Source organism: Arthrobacter sp. MA-N2 (assembly GCF_000517125.1).
Taxonomy (GTDB): domain Bacteria; phylum Actinomycetota; class Actinomycetes; order Actinomycetales; family Micrococcaceae; genus Arthrobacter; species Arthrobacter methylotrophus.
The window spans coordinates 2,531,530-2,553,301 of the sequence record NZ_KI912155.1 but is presented as its reverse complement, the minus strand read 5'-3'; the positions used below and the strand labels follow the sequence as shown (position 1 = coordinate 2,553,301).

Below are 21,772 nucleotides of genomic sequence, written 5' to 3'. Positions count from 1 at the left end.
ATCGGATTTATTCCCGTTCGAGCGCCTCCAGCTCAGCCCCAAGAAACAGGACGATGACCACTACTGCAGTCAGTAACACCTCCAAAAAGTACGGAAGCCGTCACGTGACGTTGGCGATCTTCGCCCTCGCCATGGGTGGATTTGCCATCGGCACCACGGAATTCACCATGATGGGTTTGCTCAAGGAGATCGAACAGGGACTCAACATCAGCACACCGGAGGCAGGGAACCTTATTTCCGCCTACGCGCTCGGGGTGGTTGTGGGTGCGCCCGTCTTCGCGGCTCTTGGTGCACGGCTCCCCCGCAAGCAACTTGCCTTGGGTCTCATGCTGTTCCTGTCCGTGGCCAACCTGACGTCCTACGTTGCGCCGGACTACGGAACCATGCTGATCACCAGGTTTGCCTCTGGATTGCCCCACGGCGCTTTCTTCGGGATAGCGGCAGTCATCGCAGCGAGCCTGGTTGCTCCCACGAAGCGCGGCTGGGCGATTTCCATGGTCATGGGCGGCCTCACCATCGCCAACGTCATCGGCGTGCCCGCAGCCACCTGGCTTGGCCAAAGCTATGGGTGGCGGCTCCTGTTCGTGGTGGTCGGCGTCATCGGCCTGGCAACCAGCGTGCTGCTATGGAAGTTTGTTCCCTTTGAAGCCGCCCACCCCGACGCAAGCATCCGCAGGGAGCTTGGTGCGCTCAAGCGCATCCAGGTATGGCTGGCGCTGCTGATCGGAATCATCGGTTTTGGCGGATTCTTCGCCACCTACACCTACATCTCGCACACGATGACTTCGGTAGCCGGAATCCCCCAGAATCTCCTGCCGCTGGTAGTTGCCCTTTACGGACTCGGCATGGTGGCGGGCAATATCCTGGGCGGCCGGATCGCCGACAAGTCTGTCATGGGAACCATCTACCGGGTCCTTCCCGCGATCGCGCTGGCCTTGGTGGCTTACGCCGTTGCGGCTCACTGGGCGTGGTCCGCGTTCATCATGGTCTTCATCGTGGGCGGGATCGGCTCCATGCTGGTTCCGCCCTTGCAGACGCGGCTCCTCGACGCTTCGCCGGACGCGCCGTCGTTGGCTTCCTCGTTAAACCATTCCGCCCTCAACATCGCCAACGCCCTGGGCGCATTCCTCGGCGGGGTGGTCATCGCTTGGGGTTGGGGCTACGTGGCCCCCGCCCTCGTCGGCGCCGCACTGGCCCTCCTGGGGCTCGGCGTCGCAGGCATCAGTGGCTGGCTGGAACGCAAAAAGCCGCTGGCTGCGTAACCCTTCCCAGGACCCGCAACCAGCGGCTCGTGTGTCGGTGCCTCGTCGGCTCAGATCTGGACGCGCTCGACGTCCGGTTCAAGGTAGATGACCCGGGCGGTCGGCACTGCGGAGCGGATCCTGAGTTCGGCGTCGTCGATCGCCTTGGCAATGGCCTGTCCGGTGTCTGCCGCTCCCACACTGATTTTCGCCGCCACCAGCAACTCTTCGGGTCCCAGGTGCATGGTCTTCAGGTGGATGATGCGGGTGCCACCGGACTCAATGGCTGCGGTGATGCGTGCGTTATCCTCTTTGGTGGCTGATTCGCCGAGGAGCAAGGATTTGGTTTCCACCGCAAGTACCACTGCGATGGACACAAGCAGCAGGCCGATCATTCCCGTTCCTGCCGCGTCCCACACGCCATTCCCGGTGAGGAGAGTCAGGCTGACGCCGAAGAGCGCGAAAACGAGCCCCAAGAGGGCTCCGAAATCCTCCAGGAGGATCACGGGCAGCTCCGGCTGCTTGGCGTTCCGGATGAACTTGATCCAGCTCTGGTTACCGCGCAATGGATTGGACTCGCGGATGGCCGTCCGGAAGGAGAACGACTCCGCAACAACGGCCCCCAGCAGCACCACCAGGGGCACCCACCAGAAACCACCTTCAATCGCGTGGGGGTGCTGGAATTTCTGCCAGGATTCGTACAGTGCAAAGAGGCCACCAACGCTGAACAGCACGATCGAGACGATAAACGCGTAAATGTAACGTTCACGGCCATACCCAAACGGATGTTCGGAGCTTGCCGCACGTCGCGAGCGCTTCCCACCAAGCAGCAGGAGCAACTGATTGCCGGAGTCGGCAACCGAGTGGATCGCTTCCGCCAACATGGAGGACGACATCGTGAGCACGAATGCGACGAACTTGAGTACGGCAATCGCCAGGTTGGCAGCCAGCGCTGCCACGATCGCCTTGGTACCGCCATTTGCAGCCACGGAAGCTCGCCTTCTTCTTCGGATTCGGAGGATGTGAGGGATGGGCAGGAACGGACCGGGGCATGTGCCCGGAAAAAGTCAGGAAGCCTGCTGGGAGCGCGCGCTGGCGTAAAGGCAAACCGTAGCTGCTGTCCCGAGGTTCAGGCTTTCCGCCGAACCGTAAACCGGCACTGCAACACGATGGTCCGCGAGAGCCAGCTCGGACTCCGAAAGTCCTTGGGCTTCGTTGCCGAACAACCAAGCTGTCGGGCCCTCAAGGGCATAGTCGGAGCGAGCTGCCGAGGCGCCCAGGCGGCGAGCAGCGTTCTCGTCCTGGAGCTTGTCCAGATTGAGGGTGCCGTAACCGTCCGCGGCGAGGATTCCCATGCCACGATCCTTGCACAGCGCCACGAGCTCCTCGACGTCCGCGCCCAGGACAACCGGCAGGTGGAAGAGGGAACCGGCTGTGGACCGCACGGCCTTCGGGTTGTAGATATCAACGCTGGAGGCCGTCAGGACTACCGCATCCGCCCCTGCCGCATCGGCTGCTCGAAGCACGGTTCCAGCGTTGCCGGGGTCCCGCACCTGGCACATGACCGCGATCAGGCGCGGTCCGGCGTCGAGCACTGAATCAAGGCTCACATCCACAAAACTGCAGACAGCAACAATGCCTTGAGGATTGACGGTGTCCGCCATGGCGGCAAGGACCTCATCATTTGCGAGCCGCAAGGTGACTCCGTCGGCGAGCTCGGCAAGTTCCGGGAGCCGGTCCAGACAGCTTTCGCTTGCGTAGACTTCGTGCACGACGCCGGGCTCCCCCGCCTTGGTCCGTTCCCGGTGCAGGACCAGCGCTTCCCGCACTGCCTGCGGGCCTTCTGCCAGAAACCTGCCCCGCTTTAAACGGGCCGGGCGCCCTGCAAGCTTCGCGACATCCCTGACCCGATCGGCTCGGGGATTGGACATCGGAAGTTCTTGCGGGCGCCCGGTTTCGTTCATATACAGAACTTTAGTGGCTGTTGCGACTAGTTCTTGATCTGCTGGCGGGCTTCGCCGCCGGCAGGCTCGAAGCCTGCAGCCTTTGCAGCTTCAACGGTGGAGAACCAGTACTCGGCAACCGTCACGTCGTACCAGGTGGAACCCGGAACGTGGTACTTGTTGGACTCGGCGTTGCCCTTGATGGCGTGGCCTTCCGGTGCGGCTTCGCCTTCAACGGCAACAACTGCGCCTTCAATGGCCGGCTTCTCGGAAACCGCTGCCTTGACGGCAGGAGCGGTCTTGGCGGCCGGAGCAGCCTCTGCCTTGGCAGCCGGAGCGGAAGTGTCGGCGGGCAGGGAGTCCTTGGCGACCTTGACCAGCGCGGCGAAAGCATTGGCGTCAGAGACGGCCAGCTCTGCGAGCATGCGGCGGTCAACCTCGACCTCAGCAGCCTTCAGGCCCTGGATCAAACGGTTGTAGGTCAGGCCGTTGGCGCGGGATGCCGCGTTGATGCGCTGGATCCAGAGGCGACGGAAGTCACCCTTCTTCTTGCGGCGGTCGCCGTAGCTGTACACAAACGAGTGCAGCAGCTGCTCTTTGGCCTTGCGGTACAGGCGAGACCGCTGACCGCGGTAACCCTTGGCCCGTTCGAGGACAACCCGACGCTTCTTGTGGGCGTTTACCGCCCGCTTCACACGTGCCACGTGCGTACTCCTTCAAAATTCTTATCCCAAGCTGCTACTGCCGGAAACCCGGCCGGCCTGAGAAGGCTTTGGTGTAGTCGGCAGCCACCGGATGGCAGCAACCAGAAAACTTGGAACTTAGACGCCGAGCATCTTCTTGATGACCTTGGCATCGCCCTTGAAGACGATCCTGTCGCCGGCGAGGCGACGGGTCAGGGTGGAGGACTTGTGCTCCAGGTAGTGGCGACGGTTGGCCTGCTGACGCTTCAGCTTGCCGGTACCGGTCAGCTTGAAGCGCTTCTTAGCACCACTGTGGGTCTTCATCTTCGGCATGGGAACCGATCTCCTTACGTGTCCGCAGACTGGTCTGCAGTTCTTTCGTGCAGCCATCCCGTAGGGGATGGCTGCTGCTTCTTGCCGGGCGGAGGCTGGCCTCCTGCGGCTGACTAGTTGGTCTTGCGTGCCGCTGGCTTCGGAGCGGCCTTGGGGGCTGCCGGCCGAGCTGCAGGCTTCGGAACCGCGGGCTTTGCCATCGGCTTCGGTACTGGTGTAGCAGCAGGCTTGGGGGCAGCCGGCACCACAGGCTTAGGAGCGGCCTGCTCAGGAGCCTTGGCCGGTGCCGGCGCGGCGACCGGCGCTGCTTCCACGGCCGGAGCCTCTTCAACTACAGGGGCTGCTTCAACCACAGGGGCTGCTTCAACCACAGGGGCTGCTTCAACCACAGGGGCTGCTTCAACCACCGGAGTCTCTTCAACAGCAATCGTTTCCTCGGCGGCCGGAGCTACCTCAGTTTCGACAGCTTCTGCCTCAACGGATTCCGGTGCGGTTTCCTCAGCCGGGGTTGCTTCGCTCCGGGTTCCTTCGGCCTGGGCCAGAAGTTCCGCCGGAAGCAGGTCAGCGAGTGACTGGGTCAAGGGAGCATCCTCGCCCGACACGTCAATCCGGCCTGCGGCCTTGGCTTCATTCTGGGCCTTGGCTTCTGCGCGCTGTGCGGCGCGACGAGCCTCGGCCTTGGCCTCAGCCTTGTTCTTCAGGGGGCCGATCACCATGACCATGTTGCGGCCATCGATGCGCGGGCTGGACTCGATCACGCCAACTTCGGCAACGTCCTCAGCGAAGCGCTGCAACAGGCGGATGCCCATTTCGGGGCGCTGCTGCTCACGTCCACGGAACTGGATCATGGCCTTGACCTTGTCACCAGCACCCAAGAAGCGAAGCGCATGGCCGCGCTTGGTCTCGTAGTCATGGGTATCGATCTTCAGGCGGAAGCGGATTTCCTTCAGAACCGTGTTGGTCTGGTTCTTGCGGGCCTCACGGGCTTTAACAGCGGCTTCGTACTTGTACTTGCCGAAGTCCATCAGCTTGCACACCGGAGGCTTCGCCTGCGGTGCAACTTCAACGAGATCCAGATCAGCCTCGGCAGCAAGACGCAGGGCGTCCTCAATACGGACGATTCCTACCTGTTCGCCGGCGGGGCCGACCAAACGCACCTCGGGGACGCGGATACGCTCATTGATTCTTGGCTCGCTAATGTCAAAGCTCCTGTTGTTGTGATGAGTATTCCACCGGCAAATAGAGAAGGCCCCCAATTGCTGGCGCAATCGAAGGCCTCGAAGATCGGAAACGGCCCCTCAATGGAGGCGTTCGCATCATCCAAGGGTGACCTTGAATGATGTCCGACCAGGTACCCGGCAACTTACATCCCCGAAGGGAAACGGCTGACGCGGGTGGGAGAGAACTCCGCTTGCAAACTGAAAATCAATTCTACAGAGATCGGCGGCTAACCGCACATTAACGGTAGGTAGCAGAACACTGCGTGAGCCATAACGAAATGGCGACTTCCAGTCGGTCTGTGACAAGCTTACCAGCATGAGCACTTCAGACAGCAATTCCCCCGACCACGAGCCCACCGGTGCTGGTGCCGGAGTAGCCCAGCAGATCCGCGACATTTCGGAAGTTCCGGCTGTTGAGGTCATCACCACCGGTGCCGTTCACCTCATGAGCGCAGCAGCCGTCAAGGTGGGGTTGGCCGACGACCCCCATGCCGAGGATCTCAAAGACCTTGACGAAGCCCGCAAATTGATTACCGCTTTGGCCGGGCTGGTCACAGCCGCAGCCCCGGAAATCGGTTCACAGCACGCCGGCCCCTTGCGCGATGGCCTGCGCTCCCTCCAGCTGGCGTTCCGCGAAGCCTCACTGATCCCGGACGAGCCAGGAAAGGGCCCGGGCGAAAAGTTCACGGGCCCGGTCAACTGACCCCGACTCTCCTGTTAGGCCGCGACGGCGGGCTGGCCTTCTGGCCGGCCCGCCGTCGTCGTCTGCCTGCCAGCTCAGTTCGCTGGATCCTTCGGGCCGGCCTGGGTGATGGTCATGATCCGGCGCCGACGCAACTGGAGAAAGAGCCCCGCGAGGCACAGCACCACTCCCGCTGTTCCGACGGCCACGAATCCAGCCCACGGCCCGACCCCGTCGATGAAGATCCCGGCGAAAGGCGAGCCAAAGGCCACGCCCGCCGTCAGAGCCGAGCCGTACCAGCCCATTGCTTCGCCACGGCGGTCCTCCTCCACGATGTCGGCGACCTTCTCGGAGGCCGCGGACAGCACCGGCGCACACAGCAGACCGGGCAGCAAGGACACCAAGGCAAGGGTCCAGGTGTCAGTGGCGAAGCCCATAGGAATGGTCAGGGCCGCCATGCCCAGGAGGAGCAGAATCGGCGAGACGGGCCGGTGCATCGCTCCGTAGATGAGTCCCCCGACCACCGAGGCGGCGCACCAGAAGAAGAAGACAATTCCGATCTCGCTCTCGTGCCCGCCGCGCTGCAACACCGCGACGATTCCGACGTCGGTACCGCTCAGGACCATGCCGGATCCTGCGGCAACGGCAAACACGGCGGCCACCGCCGCCGTGAACCAGGTGAAGTTCCTGGCCATCTTTCCCCGCAGCCCGGAAGAATGGGAAACCGTCGGCGCCATCTCCGACGCCGCTTCCTGCAGATGGGCCGGGGCCGACGCAACCACCGCCGCTTCGGCCGCATGGAGCTCATCAGCATCCCGATCAGCAGCCTGGCTTGCATTAAGGACATGATCGCTGCGGGTTGGCGGGTTGAACCACAGAAGGAAGAGCCCCGCGGCCGAGGTGCACACACCGACGACGGTCAGTCCCAGGACAGTGAAACCGCTCGTGGCGACGACAGCTCCGGCCGCGGGGCCGATCATGAAGACCACTTCGGTGGCAATCGAATCCAAGGCGTACGCAGAGCGCCGTTGCTCGCCATCCACGAGGACGCCAAGGGACTGACGGATGACGCTGAAGATCGGAAGGGCCAGGAGGCCCCCGACGAAGACGAGCGGCAAGATCCATTCGTAACTGACATGCGGCACGATCGACCAAATGACCAGCTCCGAGACCACCGAAGGGATCAGTGCCTTGCGCAGGCCGACCGTGTCCACGCGGCGTCCCCGCCATGGAGCGCCGATAGCGATGCCTATCGTGAAGACCGCGGCAGCCGCGCCGGCGGCAGCGTATCCCTTGTTCAGGGTCAGCACAATGTGCAGCGTGAGCAGGACGCCCGCAGCGGAGTGCGGTATCCGGGCAACCATACCGACGAGCAAGAGGCGCCGCACGGACACGATGGACAGCATCTGGCGGTAGAGAGCGAAATTCACGAGCTACATCCTCTGTTCTGCCGCAGGCAGGACAAGGACGTTCCCCTTGCGCCTTCGGCTACTGCGCCGCCCGCTGCAGGCTGACTTCGATGGAGTCGACCCGCTCGGCGAACAATTCATTCTGCGCCCAACGTCCATTCAGCCCGGAGACGAGATCCTGGATGGCTGCGGCGTCCAGCCCGTCTTCGAGGTACAGCACCACTCGAAGCTCGGGTCCTGGTCCGCCGCCAGACATGGTAGACCCGTCGGCGACGCGGGAAGCCACACCGGAGCCTGGCCGGACCTCAAGCCGCCGCACCGCAGGATGTGTCCCCGCCAAGGAATTGAGAGCAGACTCCAGTTCACCATCAAGGTAAGACGGCGTCCAGTCGCGCTGCTGTGCCAGTGACCACATGGCCGGACGGCGCACCACGAAGGTGACTTCCGAGCCCGGATCCACCACTAACAGCTGCGCGCCTTCGGAGACGGCGGACAGGGCAGCCCGGGCCGCATAGACGGCGACAGGACGGGCCTGAGGATGCCAGGCTTCCAAGGCGGCAGCCGAAGTGAAGACCGGCATCGCCGTCCGGCCGTCCGGAGCCTTGAGCGTCACGAGGGCCATGTCTGCCTGCTTGTCGACGTGGAGACCCTCCACGCCCTCGGACTCCTCGGCGAGCTGGGCCACCACCGGGACAAAGACCCTCGCCGTAGCCAAGGAAGCCACGACCCCTGCTTCGGTTCCGGTGCCGGCCAGCAGGGCTGCGACGGCGGCGACGTACCCGGCGTCGGCCCCTCCGTCGTCGTCCTCGAAATTGTGGATTCTGGCCGCGTCTCCGCTCAGGTTCCTGCCCGCCCAAGGCTGGCCGGCAGAGTCTCCCGCTCCCCCGGCGCCTGCAAGGGCCGCCGCGATGTGGCCTGGCAACGCGCGGGGAGCGGCGCCCGCGGCCTCAGCGGGCTGGTTTGAGTCGCGGGACATCAGCGGCGGCCGGCGACGTCCAGGGCTTGCGGGAGCGTGAAGGCGCCGGCGTATAACGCCTTGCCGACGATCGCCCCTTCAACACCGAGCGGCACAAGCTCCCGCAGCACGCGAAGGTCTTCCAAGCTGGAGATTCCCCCGGACGCAACCACCGGCTTGCCGGTCTTCTCCACCATCTGGCGCAGTAGTTCGACATTGGGACCCTGCAGCGTTCCGTCCTTCGTGACGTCGGTGACAACGTAACGGGAGCAGCCAGCATCCTCCAGGCGGGCGAGCACCTCCCAGAGATCCCCGCCTTCCTTGGTCCAGCCGCGGCCCGCGAGCGTTGTGCCGCGGACGTCGAGCCCGACGGCGATCTTGTCCCCAAAGCGGTCAATGGCCCGGCGGGTCCATTCCGGGTTCTCCAACGCGGCTGTGCCGAGGTTCACACGGGCGACGCCGAGATCGAGCGCCCGCTCAAGGGATTCGTCGTCGCGCAGTCCGCCGGAGAGCTCCACCTTGAGGTTCAGTTGCGAGACGACCTCGCTGATGAGCCGGGCATTGTTGCCACGGCCGAAGGCGGCGTCCAGGTCAACCATGTGCACCCATTCGGCCCCGGCGTCCTGCCAGTTCAGTGCGGCTTCCAGCGGGGTGCCGTAACTGGTCTCGGAGCCGGCTTCTCCTTGGAGGAGACGAACGGCCTGGCCGTCTACAATATCGACGGCGGGCAGGAGTTCCAGAACGGGCAGTTCGGAGGCGGTGGTCATTGAGGTCCTCGGTGTTGTGGGGGACGGGCATCAGGCGCCCGGCAAGCTATTTGGCAGGCAAGGTCATTTGCCAGGCAGGGTGAAGAGATACGCGGCCAGCAACGCCAAGCCGGCCAGTACGTAGAACGAAATGGAGACCCAGGCGGGACGTTTCTGCTGGTGGAAGGAAATGCCTCCGCCAACCAACAAGCCGGCCGCGCCCATGAAGATAACAGACCACATCTTAGGCAGCGCCCCCGGCCTCTGATGCTTCGGCCTGCGGCAATGCCGGCGGACGCAGGCTCTCAACCCAGTTGCGCAGGAGGCGGGCTCCGGCGTCGCCCGATTTCTCGGGATGGAACTGCGTAGCGCACAGCACACCGTTCTCCACGGCGGCGATGAACCGGGCACCGTGCTCGGACCACGTCACCTTAGGCGGTGCCATGCGAGGCTGGGCGACATCGAATTCCCACTTCTGCACGCCGTATGAGTGCACAAAGTAGAAGCGTTCATGCTCGACGCCGGCGAACAGCTTTGATCCTTCCGGCACGTCCACCGTGTTCCAACCCATGTGCGGCACGACGGGTGCGGGGAGAAGTTCCACCTTGCCCGGCCACTCACCCATGCCCTCGGCTTCGGTTCCGTGTTCCACTCCGGCCTCGAACAACACCTGGAGTCCGACGCAGATACCGAGGACAGGCCGGCCGCCTGCAACACGGCGGCCGATCATCCGGATGGCATCGACTGCCTTGAGCTCACGCATGACCGTTTCGAAGGCACCGACGCCGGGGACCAGGAGGCCGTCCGCATTCAGGACGTCTTCAGGCTTGGCGCTCAACGTGACTGCCGCACCGGCCCGTTCCAACGCCCGGACAGCCGATCGGACATTGCCCGATCCGTAATCCAAGACGGTAACGGTCGGCTTTCCTTCAGGCGAGACAATGCGGGCGGCAGCCTTGGGATCCACAACGGCACCATCCTTGAGGATGTGCCTGCTCACAAGGCACCCTTGGTGGACGGAATGCCTTCGACGCGGGGGTCGGACTCGACTGCGGAACGGAGCGCACGTGCGAAGGCCTTGAACTGGGCCTCCACAATGTGGTGCGGATCCCGCCCGGCCAAGACGTTCATGTGGAGGCAGATGCCTGCGTGCAGAGTGATTGCCTCAAAGACGTGGCGGGTCAGCGAACCGGTGAAGTGTCCACCGATCAGGTGGTATTCCTGGCCGGCGGGCTCCCCGCCGTGGACCAGGTACGGGCGGCCGGAGACGTCCACTACGGCGTGCGCCAACGCTTCATCCAGCGGGATGGTGGCCTCGCCGAAGCGCCGGATGCCGGCCTTGTTGCCCAAGGCGGTGCGGAGGACTTCACCGAAGGTGATGGCAACGTCCTCCACGGTGTGGTGGGCATCGATGTGGGTATCTCCGGTGGCTTTGACCGTCATGTCGATGAGCGAATGCTTGCACAGCGCCGTCAGCATGTGGTCATAGAACGGCACCGAAGTGCTGATATCCGAGACCCCCGTGCCGTCGAGGTTGATTTCAACCAGAACGGAGGACTCGCTGGTGGTGCGTTCCATGCGTGCTGTCCGGGCGGCCGCCGTGCTGGCGCCGTTTTCGCTCATTGTTGGTCCTTAGAGGAGGAAGGGGTGGGTCTGGTTCAAGTCTAGGCCGGTGCGGAGACTTGGCCGTCCCGCAAGGCTTCAAGTGCCTCAAGGAAGGCCGTGGTTTCCGGCTCGGTACCGGCAGTGACCCGGAGGTGGCCCGGTATGCCGACGTCGCGGATGAGGACTCCACGGTCCAGCAGTCCCTGCCACAGGGCATGGGGGTTTTCGATGCCACCGAAGAACACGTAGTTCGAATCGGAGGCCGCTGGCTTGAATCCCATGCGGGTCAACTCGCTGACAATGCGATCGCGTTGGATCTTGATGTCTTCAACGTCGGCCATGAGGGCCTCGCGGTGCCGGAGTGCGGCCAGCGCGGTTGCCTGGGTGATGGCGGAGAGGTGATATGGAAGGCGGACCAAGCGGATGGCATCGGCGACCTCGGGGGCAGCCGCCATATAACCGATGCGCGCCCCGGCGAGGGCGAAGGCCTTGCTCATGGTCCGGGAGACAATAAGGCGCTCCCGGCCAGGGAGGAGCGTCAACGCACTGGGCGTGTTGTCGTGGGCGAACTCGTGGTAAGCCTCGTCCACGATCACCACCGTCCGGCTCGCCTCGCCGGCCTCGTAAACGGCTTCGACAACATCCAGGCCAAGTCCCGTGCCGGTCGGGTTGTTCGGGGAGCAGAGGAACACCACGTTTGGCTGGAGCTCACGGACCTGTGCTGCGGCCGAGGCCGCATCGAGTCCATAGTCCTCAGCACGGGCTCCCGCGATGTACGCAGTATCGGTTCCACTGGCGAGCAAGGGGTACATCGAATACGTGGGCGGGAAACCGAGAGCGCTCCGGCCCGGGCCACCGAAGGCCTGGAGGATCTGCTGCAATACCTCGTTGGAGCCGTTGGCTGCCCAAATGTTCTCGGCCTTCAGCTCGTGGCCGAGGTATTCGGCAAGCGCCTCACGCAGTTCAGTGAACTCGCGGTCAGGGTAGCGGTTCAGTCCAGTGGCGGCTGCCGCAACGGCCTCGGTGATGGCCGCCTGGACATCGGCAGGTACGCCATGGGTGTTTTCATTGACGTTGAGCAAGATCGGAACATCAAGCTGCGGCGCGCCATAAGGGCTCAGCCCGCGAAGGTTGGTCCGGAGGGGAAGTCTGTCTAGTCGCTCAAGCTGATCACTCACCATGACAGTTTAAGGTGCCGCGGCGGATGCCCCGAAACTGTGACGCCCCTGGCATCCGCTCCCGGTGCTGCTAAGCGGCCGGAACGAACAGCTGCTGTCCCGGTAGGATGCGGCCGTCCTGGAGGTTGTTGAGCTGGATGATCTCCGCAACGACGTCGCGCGGATCCCTGGAAGGTGCAGCAGTTCCGGCAATCCCCCACAGCGACTGGCCGGTTTGCACTGTGACACTCGTACTTGCGGTGCGCTGCAGCTGGTTCGCCGAATCAGCGGCCTTGGCCGGCGAATTCAAGAATCCCGCCAAGCTAAGCAGCACGGCTGCCAAAAGCATTGCCGGCACACCGAAGAAGACCATACGGCCCCGGCGTGTCAAACGAAGCCGAGCAGGCGCCGTGCCGTGACCCGACGGGTGGGTGGTAATGATTGCGGACATGAGCTGAGCCCTCCTGAACAATGCCGAATCCCGGAAATCCCTGGAGTGCGGCTGCCAATTCTTGCCTTCAGTCAGTGTTTGCGGGGCTGTTCCTCGTCGATGTTTTCGAACGATTCGAACCAAGAACCGGATCCCGCCACACTTGTTAGAACACATATTCGAACCTTGCTATGACATTTTTAGCACTTATCAACGAACGGTGTCGAGACTCGCTAGAACAAATGTTTGATAAACGCCTGTGCCTGCCCTACGTTTGAGTGAAGAAACCAGCACTGAATCAGTGCAACAGGAGGGTCTGACATTTCAGGCCGCAGTCCCGGCAAGCGCCTAGCGCGGAACGGGCGGAACGGAAGGGCGTTGGCGAACATGGCAGCGAAAGCCACTGGTAGTGGGTCCGCATCACCACGGAGCCAGCAGCCGCAAAAGGCCCCCAAGAGCCTTACCGTCCGCCAGAAGAAGATCCTGGAGACCATCCAGCGCTCCGTCAACGATCACGGCTATCCGCCGTCGATGCGCGAAATCGGAGACACCGTTGGCTTGGCCAGCTTGTCCAGCGTCACGCACCAGTTGTCACAGCTCGAAAAGCTCGGCTACCTTCGTCGCGATCCCAAGCGTCCGCGCGCCATGGAAGTCCTCATGCCGTTGACCTTGGATGGCGGTTCCAACATCCCCGGGGTTGAAGCGCCGGCGAAGCTCCGCAGCGCTGGTGGCCTGGCCGTCACGGAGCTCGCGAGTGCCAGCGACACGGCCATGGTGCCCCTCGTGGGCCGCATTGCCGCCGGTGGGCCCATCTTGGCAGACCAGACCGTTGAAGATGTCCTGCCGCTGCCCCGTCAGTTGGTAGGCCATGGCGAGCTGTTCATGCTGAAGGTGGCCGGTGATTCCATGATCGACGCAGCTATCTGCGATGGAGACTGGGTGGTGGTGCGGCGCCAAAACGATGCCATCAACGGCGACATCGTGGCAGCCCTCCTCGACGACGAAGCCACCGTCAAGACCTTCCGTCAGCGCGACGGCCACACATGGCTGCTCCCCCAGAACACGCAGTACGAGCCCATTCTGGGCGACCAGGCAACCATCATGGGCAAGGTCGTTTCGGTCCTGCGCTCGCTCTAGGCCCCTGCGCTAGCTCTGGGAGACCGTCGCCCTCAGCCGTTGCCCGGGGGGAAATCGCTAGGCCTTGGCCGAGTCGGCATACAGCCGTTCGAGCGCACCGTGGACCACTGAACGGTCCGTGGTTGCCCAGAAGGGCGGCAATGCCGCCCGGAGGAAGTTGCCGTAGCGTTCGGTCGAGAGCCTGGAATCCAGCACTGCCACGACGCCTTTGTCACCTGTCGAACGGATGAGCCTACCAGCCCCCTGGGCGAGCCGGATGGCCGCGTGGGTGGCGGAAACTGCCATGAAACCGTTGCCGCCGGCCTGCGCTACCGCGCGGGACCGTGCTGTCATCAGGGGATCGTCCGGGCGGGGAAACGGGATCCGGTCGATGACGACCAGGCGGCATGAACCGCCGGGCACATCAACGCCCTGCCAAAGCGACATCGTGCCGAAGAGGCAGGTGTCCTCCTCCTCGGCGAATTGCCTGACCAGGGCGGCCATGGTCGATTCACCCTGGCACAGGATCTTAACGTCCAACCGTGACCGCATCGCTTCCGCGGCGTCTTCTGCCGCCCGTCTTGAAGAAAAGAGGCACAAGGCTCCACCATGGGACGCCTTGATGAGCTCCTCGAGTTCGTCGAGTGCTTCAGGCGAAGTGCCACGCCCGGGCTTGGGCAGGTGCCGGGCGACGTACAGCATGCCCTGTTTGGGGTAGTCGAAAGGCGAGCCCACATCTACGCCGGTCCAACTCGGAGCGCCCTGGCCCGTCAGTCCGAGCCCTCCTGCCGTGGCCTCGAACGCGGAGCCGATGGCCAGGGTTGCGGAGGTCAACACCACTGTATGTCCCGTGAAGAGCCCTTCCCGCAGCCGTCCGGCCACGCTGAGCGGAGCAATGTTGATGAGGACGGGCGAATCCTCGTCAGGCGCCGTGTAGCCCTGCTGCGGATCATAGGTACTGTTCCGGGAGAGCCACACGACTTCCTGGTTTTCCCGGGCCGAGAGCAGCCGTTCACACAGTTCCAGGATCAGCATTAGCCGTGACCGCGCAAGTTGGCGGCCGCCGTCGACCGCGTTGGACGAATCCCCCTTCGAATCGGACAGCGCCGCACGGCAGGCTTCCCGGAGCTGGTCCACGCAATCAAGTTGTTCGTCGTTGAGCCCATGGGGCAGGAGCCCGGAGGCCGCGCCGATCATCGCGAGGTCCAAGCGGTCCGCGGCGGCGTTCAGCGCGTCCACGGTGATGGCTGTGTGTTTGCGTGCGCTCGAGGCAGCGGCGTGGATCATTGCGACGGACAGTTGCCCGGACACGGCACCGGTTACGCGGTCCTGGAGCTCATGGGCTTCGTCCACCACCACAACGTCGTACTCGGGCAGCACGGCCAGCCCTTCGAAGGCGCTGACGGCGAGCATCGCGTGATTGGTGACCACGACGTCGGACTCTGCGGCGCGGTGGCGGGCCAGTTCACTGAAGCATTCCTCCGCCATGGGACATTTTTGCGCCCCGAGGCACTCCATGGACGTGACGGATACCTGACGCCAGGCCCGGTCCGTCACGCCGGGCATGAGCTCGTCCCGGTCCCCCGTCATGGTCCTCCCGGCCCATTCACGCAGCCGCAGTACTTCCTTGCCAAGCTGCGAGGCCGGTCCACCGATGGCTGCGGCGAGGTGCGGAACGCTGGTGTCCTCGCCGAGGGAGAACAACTGCCCCTCGGCAGGCTCCTCGCTGGGGAATCCGCCCTCCAGCTTGTGCCGGCATACATAGTTGGCGCGGCCTTTGACGAGAGCGATAGTGACCGGGCGTTCGAGCTCTGGGTTGATGGTCTCCAGAAGCCGTGGCAGATCCCGGCCCACGATCTGTGTCTGGAGGGCGAGGGTTGCCGTGGACACGAGTGCGGGCTTGTTGCTTACCATCGCGTGGGCAATCAACGGAATCAAGTAGGCGAGGGATTTACCCGTGCCCGTACCCGCCTGGACCAACAGGTGTTCGCCGGTCTCTATCGCCCGTGCCACCTGCTTGGCCATCTGGTGCTGGCCCACGCGGTTTTGGCCGCCCATACCGGCAACGGCCTTGTCCAGGAGTTGGAGCGCGGTCCGCTCTCCCCGGGTTTCCCCGCGCTCCCCTGCTTCCGGATCAACCATTGCTGACGAACGACTCCAGTTCGGCGGCGAGGTTCTCATGGACCATGGCCACCACGCGGGTGCCTTCCTCCTCATGCTCAAGGCTGAGGATTTCGGCGTCAGTGTTGTGGAGCTTGTTGATGAGCTCACCGCGGTTGTAAGGAATCAGCACCTCAAGGCGCACGCCGGGACGCGGAATGGCTTCGCTGATGGCCCCAAGGAGTTCGGCGATGCCCTGCCCCGTGCGCGTAGACACGACCACATGGCGGGGCTCTTTCTGCTTGAGCCGCTCAACGACAAATGGATCCGCGACGTCCGCCTTGTTCAGGACGATGATTTCCGGGATCTTCCGGGCATCGACTTCGCTGAACACTGTACGGACAGCCGCTATCTGGCCTTCGGGGTCCGGATGCGAAACGTCCACAACGTGGAGGATCAGATCGGCGTCGGCCACTTCTTCCAGCGTGGAGCGGAAAGCCTCTATGAGCTGGGTGGGCAGTGAGCGCACAAAACCGACCGTGTCCGAGAGTGTGTAGCCAATCCCGTCCGGCGTCTGAGCCTTGCGGACGGTGGGATCGAGCGTGGCAAACAGCGCGTTCTCCACGAGCACGCCGGCATCCGTCAGGCGATTGAGCAGCGATGACTTACCGGCGTTCGTGTAACCGGCGATGGCGACCGAAGGAACCGCATTCCGACGGCGGTTGGCCCGTTTAGTCTCGCGGGCCGGCTTCATCGCGGCGATTTCACGCCGAAGCTTTGCCATTCGGGTGCGGATCCGGCGACGGTCCAGTTCGATCTTGGTCTCACCAGGACCGCGGGAACCCATGCCGGCGCCGGCTCCACCCACCTGGCCACCAGCCTGACGGGACATGGAATCGCCCCAACCACGCAAGCGCGGCAACAGGTATTCCAGCTGCGCCAGCTCAACCTGTGCCTTGCCCTCGCGGCTCTTCGCGTGCTGCGCGAAGATATCCAGGATCAAGGTGGTGCGGTCCACTACCTTGACCTTGACGATGTCCTCGAGGCCGCGCCGTTGGGATGGTGCCAGTTCGGCGTCCACCACCACGGTGTCTGCCCCGGTGGACAAGACGATGTCCTTGAGCTCCATGGCTTTGCCTGAGCCAAGGAACGTTCCGGGGTCCGGCTTCATGCGGCGCTGGACGATTCCGTCCAGGACTTCCGAGCCGGCAGTCTCAGCCAGCGCGGCAAGTTCCCTCAGGGAGTTCTCGGCGTCAGCTAGGGTACCTTCGCTCCAGAGGCCGGCCAGCACGACGCGCTCAAGGCGCAGCTGCCGATACTCAACTTCAGTGACGTCTTCAAGTTCCGTGGACAGGCCCGCGGTGCGGCGCAAGGCCCGGCGTTCGGCCAGATCTTCCTGGTCACCGTCGTAGATGCTGTGTTCGTCGTCCAAGCGGGAAATCGCCTGGGCCTTGCCAAACACGCCCTTCGGTTCGTCGCCTTCCTGCGATACGGCAGGTGCGTCCTTGGAGAGAATCCGGTCGATGACAGCCTGGATTTCTTCAGGACTCAGGTCCTGGGCGTCGGAATCGGGTCCGGTGTTCTTCTGCGTGGTCATGGTCTCCTTTAGGGGTTCGGCATTTCCAGAATAGTGCCGATTCGGGTCTTGTGGCGCGGAATTCGCGCAGGGCTGATGCCTGGCAGGGCTTTGCCGATGGTCGGAGATCTCCATCCGGGTTTCGGCGCGCGGATTGCGTGCGGGGAAACACGGTTAGACACAGGAAAACACGGGACGATCTGCAGAGTGTCCAGACGTCGAAAAGGCATCTGGAACGGACATACCAAGGCGGAATGGCGCTGCACATGAAGCAGGCCTGCGTCGCGGGCGATGCCGACTACTCAGCCGGTTACTCAGCCGGCTACTCAAAGATCAAGAACATGCCCACCACATTACCAGCCGTCGTCAAGCCCGGCCTGCACTGCTGGCCGGGCCGGTATGCACGACGCGCGGTTTCCCTTGCCCGCTGCTGGCCACTAATCTGACAAGCTATGGAGTCTGCTCACTATTTCAGCGCACAGCCCGCGGGGCCGTTCACCCGCAAGCCCCTCACGGTGGAACTGGCCGGCGCGACCCGCCGGCTCCAGACATCGAGCGGCATCTTCAGCCCCGACAGTATCGACAAGGGAACTGCGATCCTGCTCGCGGAGGTGCCTCCGCCAGCCCCGCAAGGAAACCTGCTGGATATCGGCTGCGGCTGGGGACCCATTGCGCTGACGATGGGTCTCATGGCTCCCCACGCACGCGTCCACGCGGTTGATGTCAACGAGCGCTGCGTCACCTTGACCAACGAGAACGCCGCCTTGCTGGATCTTGGCAATGTCACCGCGTGCTTGCCCGACGACGTCGACCCCGCACTGACGTTCGACACCATCTGGTCCAACCCACCCATCCGTATCGGCAAGGATGGACTCCACGAACTGTTGCTGACATGGTTGCCCCGGCTGGCCCCTGGCGGAAACGCCTGGCTCGTGGTGCAGAAGAACCTCGGCGCGGATTCACTTCAGCGCTGGCTCGCCGAGACGCTCGACGGATCATTCTCGGTCTCCCGGGAGAGCACCTCGAAATCCTTTCGCGTCTTGCGAATCAGGAAAGAGAGCCAGTAGCAACAATCACGGCGGGTCCGCTGAGCTCCACGTGTTCGCGCCCGCTTGCTCCCGGGAAGAACCGCACGCCTACGACGCCGCCCGGCACCTTGACGCGCCACGTGTCGGGAGCGCCTTCCCCGGCCCAATGACGGATCGCGACGGCGGCCGCGCAGGCACCGGTGCCGCACGATTGGGTTTCCCCGACGCCCCGTTCGTGGACGCGCATTGTGATGTTGCCCATGCCGTCATGCACGAGTGGCTCCGCGGGAACCACGAATTCGACGTTGGTGCCGTTGACCGGTTTGGGATCCACGACGGGCGCCTTGAATAGCTGGGTGGATGCGAGCTCTGAAAGCTCGGCCAATGCCACCACGGTGTGGGGGTTGCCCATGCTCACAGATAGTGCCGGGCGGGCCACCTCCAGTCCGTCGGCACTGACGAGGGAGTCCATGGCCTTGCTAGTAGCATCCTGGGGGAAAATGAACTCCCAAGGGCCCATGTCCACCGCGTAGCCGTCAGCGGTCCGGACGATCTTCTTGATGCCGCCGCGGGTCCCGATAGTGAGCGATTCACCCGGATTGAGCGTGACAAGGCCCTGTTCGATGAGGAAATGGACGAAGACCCGGACGCCGTTGCCGCACATTTCGGACAGCGAGCCGTCACCATTGCGGTAGTCCATGAACCACTCGGCACTTGAGTCTGCTTCGAGAAGCTGGCGGCCTTCGGGCAGGAATCGTGACGGGACAGCGCGGATGAGCCCGTCCCCGCCAATCCCCAAGTGGCGGTCGCAAAGCGCCGCGACCTGCTCCGGAGAGATCTGATGCGCGTCCTCGGGGTCCGCGATCAGGACGAAGTCGTTGCCCGTACCATGTCCCTTGGAGAAGGCAAGTCCGTGAAGACCGGAGGCGGGTACGGCACCGCCGGCAGCAGAAGGCTGCGGGGCGGAAAAAGCAAGGGTTTCATCCATGGCTCAAGGCTACCTGTACTGGCGGTTGCGCCTAAATCACGGACGCCCGCTTTGCGGAGATTCCTGCCGCCTTGGCCACCAAATCCGGGTCCTGCCAGTCAAGCCAGTGGATCCGGGGGTCGGCGCGGAACCACGTGAGTTGGCGGCGGGCGAATTGTCGGGTGGCCACGATGGTTTCCTCGGCAGCCATTGCGGTGTCCGTCTCGCCGTCGAGAACCCTGAGGAACTGGGCATATCCCAGCGCCCGGGAAGCCGTCTTGCCTTGTCGCAGCCCGGCGGCGTCCAGCCGCTCAACCTCATCGAGAAGCCCGGCGCCGACCATCCGGTGCACGCGCTCGGCCAAACGTTCGCGCAGTACCGTGCGGTCGACGTCGAGCCCTATCTGCACGGCTGGCTGGAAGTACTCTCGCTGCGGCATGAAGGAACTGAAAGGGCGCCCGGTGAGCTCGAAGACTTCCAGGGCCCGGATGACGCGGCGCGCGTCGCCGAGCCTGCCCGCGGAAACGGGGTCGACGCGTTGCAGGCGTTCCTGGAGGGCGTGGAGACCGGATGATTCCCACTCTTGCTCCAGCCGTTGCCTGACGGCAGGATCCGTGCCGGGAAATTCCAACACGTCCAGGGCCGCCCGGACGTAGAGGCCGGAGCCGCCGACCAGGATGGCCCGCTTGCCGCGGCCATGGATGTCCCGTATAACCGCACGGCACTCGGTCTGGAAAGCAGAGACGCTGGCTTCCTGGGTGACGTCCATCGTGTCCAGGAGATGGTGGGGCACTCCCCTGCGTTCCGCGACGTCGATCTTGGCCGTGCCGATATCCATGCCGCGATAGAACTGCATGGCATCGGCGTTGATGACCTCGCCGTCCAGCGCGAGGGCGAGGTTTACGCCGAGATCGGATTTGCCGGAGCCAGTGGGCCCGACGACGGCGATCACGGAAGGCGTCGGATCGGCCGATCCGCCCGGTGCTGTGGGCACGCCCAAGCTATCCCCGTCGAACGGGAAGAGAAGGCATGCCGAGGGAGACGCCCTTTGAACCTGAAGACTCTGCGCCTGGCGCACTCGGCGCCGGAACGCCGCATGAATCCGCCTGCGAGCGGTCCCATGCGTCCCCTGCGCGGGAGCGCCGGAGGCTGTAATCCGCCGCCGTGGCCGGGTCGGAGACAAGGTGGAAGGCTGCCGCTTCGGTAATGGTCACCGTGACGAAGTCGCCGGGCCGTGGAGTATCGGCGCCTTCCGGAACGGAGAAATGCACCAGTCTCTGGTCCCGGGACCGGCCGGACAAACGGTGGGTTTCCTCGGCCTTGCGACCAGACTGTGCCGTGACGAGAAGCTCGACCCGCCGTCCCAACTGCTGAGCGTTCTCCTCAGCCGCGATGCGGTCCTGGAGAGCTGTCAGCCGCTCGTAGCGCTCCTGGACAACTGCCTTGGGCAGCTGCTCCGGAAGGTCCGCGGCCGGCGTGCCCGGGCGTTTGGAGTACTGGAACGTGAAGGCTGAGGCGAAGCGTGACTTCTCGACGACGTCGAGCGTGGCTTGGAAGTCTTCTTCCGTCTCGCCGGGGAAGCCCACGATGATGTCGGTGGTGATCGCGGCGTGGGGGATCTTGTCGCGGACCTTGTCGAGGATGCCCAGGAACTTCGTGGAGCGGTAGGAGCGGCGCATGTCCTTGAGCACTTTGTCCGAGCCGGACTGGAGGGGCATGTGCAGCTGCGGCATGACATTGGGGGTCTCGGCCATCGCGTCGATGACGTCGTCCGTGAACGCAGCCGGGTGCGGGCTCGTGAAGCGGACACGCTCTAGGCCTTCGATGTCACCGCAAGCGCGGAGCAGTTTGGAGAACGCCAGGCGGTCGCCGAATTCCACCCCATAGGAGTTCACGTTCTGGCCGAGCAGGGTGACCTCGACTGCGCCGTCGTCGACCAATGCCTGGATTTCGGCCAGGATCTCGCCGGGACGGCGGTCCTTCTCCTTGCCGCGGAGAGAAGGCACAATGCAGAACGTGCAGGTGTTGTTGCAGCCTACGGAGATGGAAACCCAACCCGAGTACACGGAATCACGCTTCGTGGGCAGGGTGGACGGGAAGACGTCCAAGGATTCCAGGATTTCGAGCTGCGCCTCGTTGTTGTGGCGGGCCCTGTCAAGCAACGCCGGTAGTGCCCCCACATTGTGGGTGCCGAAAACGGCATCCACCCAAGGAGCCTTCCGGACGATGGTTTCGCGGTCCTTCTGCGCCAGGCATCCTCCCACGGCAATCTGCATGCCGGGATGAGCGGCCTTGACCTGCTTGAGTTCCCCGAGGTTGCCGTACAGCTTGTTGTCGGCGTTCTCGCGGACGGCGCAGGTGTTGAAAACCACGACGTCGGCTACGCCGCCGTCGACGGGCACGTAACCTGCGTCCTCCAGGAGACCGGCCATCCGTTCGGAATCATGGACATTCATCTGGCAACCGAAGGTGCGGACCTGGTACGTGCGTTTCGCCCCGTGCTCGGGTGCCAAGTCGCCCCCAGGGGCCTGGATGGGTTGCTGAAGGGATGCTGGTGCAGGTGCTACGGAAGGGGAACTCA

General features: G+C 63.9%; 23 protein-coding genes. 5 read left to right on the top strand and 18 right to left on the bottom strand.

Annotation, left to right across the window (positions count from 1 at the left end; genetic code table 11):
- The first annotated feature begins 53 nt into the window (after nt 1–53).
- Nucleotides 54–1,262 (top strand): MFS transporter, encoded by a 1,209-nt coding sequence (locus A3M3_RS0112635; protein ID WP_028266644.1) that lies wholly within the window; start codon nt 54–56, stop codon nt 1,260–1,262.
- 50 nt (nt 1,263–1,312) lie between these two features.
- Here A3M3_RS0112635 and A3M3_RS0112630 read toward each other — a convergent pair whose 3' ends face one another.
- The 5 genes from A3M3_RS0112630 to infC all read right to left on the bottom strand — a co-directional run bounded on the left by A3M3_RS0112630 (nt 1,313) and on the right by infC (nt 5,357).
- The gene (locus A3M3_RS0112630) at nt 1,313–2,230 is read right to left on the bottom strand and encodes a cation diffusion facilitator family transporter (RefSeq protein ID WP_028266643.1); all 918 of its coding nucleotides are present in this window, start codon (nt 2,228–2,230) and stop codon (nt 1,313–1,315) included.
- Between the two features lie 78 nt (nt 2,231–2,308).
- On the bottom strand, nt 2,309–3,205 hold the full coding sequence (locus A3M3_RS0112625) for a TrmH family RNA methyltransferase (RefSeq protein WP_028266642.1): 897 nt from the start codon (nt 3,203–3,205) through the stop codon (nt 2,309–2,311).
- A 26-nt stretch (nt 3,206–3,231) separates the two neighbouring features.
- Nucleotides 3,232–3,888, bottom strand: a complete 657-nt coding sequence (rplT, locus tag A3M3_RS0112620; protein ID WP_028266641.1) for a 50S ribosomal protein L20, sunset domain variant — start codon at nt 3,886–3,888, stop codon at nt 3,232–3,234.
- A gap of 117 nt (nt 3,889–4,005) precedes the next feature.
- A complete protein-coding gene (gene rpmI / locus A3M3_RS0112615; protein ID WP_028266640.1) occupies nt 4,006–4,200 on the bottom strand; it encodes a 50S ribosomal protein L35 in 195 nt (64 codons plus the stop codon).
- Nucleotides 4,201–4,313: 113 nt separating this feature from the next.
- A complete protein-coding gene (gene infC / locus A3M3_RS0112610; protein WP_028266639.1) occupies nt 4,314–5,357 on the bottom strand; it encodes a translation initiation factor IF-3 in 1,044 nt (347 codons plus the stop codon).
- A 379-nt stretch (nt 5,358–5,736) separates the two neighbouring features.
- Between infC and A3M3_RS0112605 the strand changes: the two genes are divergently transcribed.
- Complete coding sequence (locus A3M3_RS0112605) at nt 5,737–6,123, top strand: DUF1844 domain-containing protein (protein ID WP_028266638.1); 387 nt, start codon at nt 5,737–5,739, stop codon at nt 6,121–6,123.
- 74 nt (nt 6,124–6,197) lie between these two features.
- Here A3M3_RS0112605 and A3M3_RS24940 read toward each other — a convergent pair whose 3' ends face one another.
- The 8 genes from A3M3_RS24940 to A3M3_RS0112565 all read right to left on the bottom strand — a co-directional run bounded on the left by A3M3_RS24940 (nt 6,198) and on the right by A3M3_RS0112565 (nt 12,425).
- Nucleotides 6,198–7,532: an MFS transporter gene (locus A3M3_RS24940; protein ID WP_051423153.1), complete on the bottom strand. Its 1,335-nt coding sequence runs from the start codon at nt 7,530–7,532 to the stop codon at nt 6,198–6,200.
- A 58-nt stretch (nt 7,533–7,590) separates the two neighbouring features.
- Nucleotides 7,591–8,487: an SseB family protein gene (locus tag A3M3_RS0112595; protein ID WP_028266637.1), complete on the bottom strand. Its 897-nt coding sequence runs from the start codon at nt 8,485–8,487 to the stop codon at nt 7,591–7,593.
- Nucleotides 8,487–9,233, bottom strand: coding sequence for a bifunctional 1-(5-phosphoribosyl)-5-((5-phosphoribosylamino)methylideneamino)imidazole-4-carboxamide isomerase/phosphoribosylanthranilate isomerase PriA (priA, locus tag A3M3_RS0112590; protein ID WP_028266636.1), 747 nt, complete (start codon nt 9,231–9,233; stop codon nt 8,487–8,489). Before priA ends, A3M3_RS0112595 begins: the two co-directional genes overlap by 1 nt.
- A 63-nt stretch (nt 9,234–9,296) precedes the next feature.
- The gene (locus tag A3M3_RS28535; protein WP_197023217.1) at nt 9,297–9,455 is read right to left on the bottom strand and encodes a hypothetical protein; all 159 of its coding nucleotides are present in this window, start codon (nt 9,453–9,455) and stop codon (nt 9,297–9,299) included.
- A 1-nt stretch (nt 9,456) separates the two neighbouring features.
- Complete coding sequence (gene hisH / locus A3M3_RS0112580) at nt 9,457–10,212, bottom strand: imidazole glycerol phosphate synthase subunit HisH (RefSeq protein ID WP_028266635.1); 756 nt, start codon at nt 10,210–10,212, stop codon at nt 9,457–9,459.
- Nucleotides 10,209–10,835 carry an imidazoleglycerol-phosphate dehydratase HisB gene (hisB, locus tag A3M3_RS0112575; RefSeq protein ID WP_028266634.1) on the bottom strand — a complete coding sequence of 209 codons (627 nt, stop codon included), beginning with the start codon at nt 10,833–10,835 and terminating at the stop codon, nt 10,209–10,211. The genes hisH and hisB overlap by 4 nt, the downstream gene beginning before the upstream one ends.
- A 41-nt stretch (nt 10,836–10,876) precedes the next feature.
- Nucleotides 10,877–11,995, bottom strand: a complete 1,119-nt coding sequence (locus A3M3_RS0112570; RefSeq protein ID WP_028266633.1) for a histidinol-phosphate transaminase — start codon at nt 11,993–11,995, stop codon at nt 10,877–10,879.
- A gap of 70 nt (nt 11,996–12,065) precedes the next feature.
- Nucleotides 12,066–12,425: a LysM peptidoglycan-binding domain-containing protein gene (locus tag A3M3_RS0112565; protein ID WP_028266632.1), complete on the bottom strand. Its 360-nt coding sequence runs from the start codon at nt 12,423–12,425 to the stop codon at nt 12,066–12,068.
- 366 nt (nt 12,426–12,791) lie between these two features.
- Here A3M3_RS0112565 and lexA point away from each other — a divergent pair, with 366 nt between their 5' ends.
- Nucleotides 12,792–13,541 carry a transcriptional repressor LexA gene (lexA, locus tag A3M3_RS0112560; RefSeq protein WP_028266631.1) on the top strand — a complete coding sequence of 250 codons (750 nt, stop codon included), beginning with the start codon at nt 12,792–12,794 and terminating at the stop codon, nt 13,539–13,541.
- Between the two features lie 57 nt (nt 13,542–13,598).
- Here the strand turns inward: lexA and A3M3_RS0112555 are convergent, their stop codons facing one another.
- Both A3M3_RS0112555 and hflX read right to left on the bottom strand, forming a co-directional pair.
- Nucleotides 13,599–15,662 (bottom strand): ATP-dependent DNA helicase, encoded by a 2,064-nt coding sequence (locus A3M3_RS0112555; protein ID WP_028266630.1) that lies wholly within the window; start codon nt 15,660–15,662, stop codon nt 13,599–13,601.
- On the bottom strand, nt 15,655–17,217 hold the full coding sequence (hflX, locus tag A3M3_RS0112550; RefSeq protein ID WP_028266629.1) for a GTPase HflX: 1,563 nt from the start codon (nt 17,215–17,217) through the stop codon (nt 15,655–15,657). The genes A3M3_RS0112555 and hflX overlap by 8 nt, the downstream gene beginning before the upstream one ends.
- 233 nt (nt 17,218–17,450) lie before the next feature.
- Between hflX and A3M3_RS0112545 the strand changes: the two genes are divergently transcribed.
- A complete protein-coding gene (locus A3M3_RS0112545; protein ID WP_028266628.1) occupies nt 17,451–17,642 on the top strand; it encodes a hypothetical protein in 192 nt (63 codons plus the stop codon).
- Between the two features lie 6 nt (nt 17,643–17,648).
- Entirely contained in the window at nt 17,649–18,263 is a 615-nt protein-coding gene (locus tag A3M3_RS0112540; protein WP_028266627.1) for a class I SAM-dependent methyltransferase, read from the top strand.
- Here the strand turns inward: A3M3_RS0112540 and dapF are convergent.
- The 3 genes from dapF to miaB are packed head-to-tail and all read right to left on the bottom strand — an operon-like array spanning nt 18,244 to nt 21,725.
- A complete protein-coding gene (gene dapF / locus A3M3_RS0112535; RefSeq protein ID WP_028266626.1) occupies nt 18,244–19,212 on the bottom strand; it encodes a diaminopimelate epimerase in 969 nt (322 codons plus the stop codon). The genes A3M3_RS0112540 and dapF overlap by 20 nt on opposite strands.
- 31 nt (nt 19,213–19,243) lie before the next feature.
- Nucleotides 19,244–20,185: a tRNA (adenosine(37)-N6)-dimethylallyltransferase MiaA gene (miaA, locus tag A3M3_RS0112530; protein WP_051423337.1), complete on the bottom strand. Its 942-nt coding sequence runs from the start codon at nt 20,183–20,185 to the stop codon at nt 19,244–19,246.
- A gap of 7 nt (nt 20,186–20,192) precedes the next feature.
- The gene (gene miaB / locus A3M3_RS0112525) at nt 20,193–21,725 is read right to left on the bottom strand and encodes a tRNA (N6-isopentenyl adenosine(37)-C2)-methylthiotransferase MiaB (protein ID WP_051423336.1); all 1,533 of its coding nucleotides are present in this window, start codon (nt 21,723–21,725) and stop codon (nt 20,193–20,195) included.
- Nucleotides 21,726–21,772 lie beyond the last annotated feature (47 nt).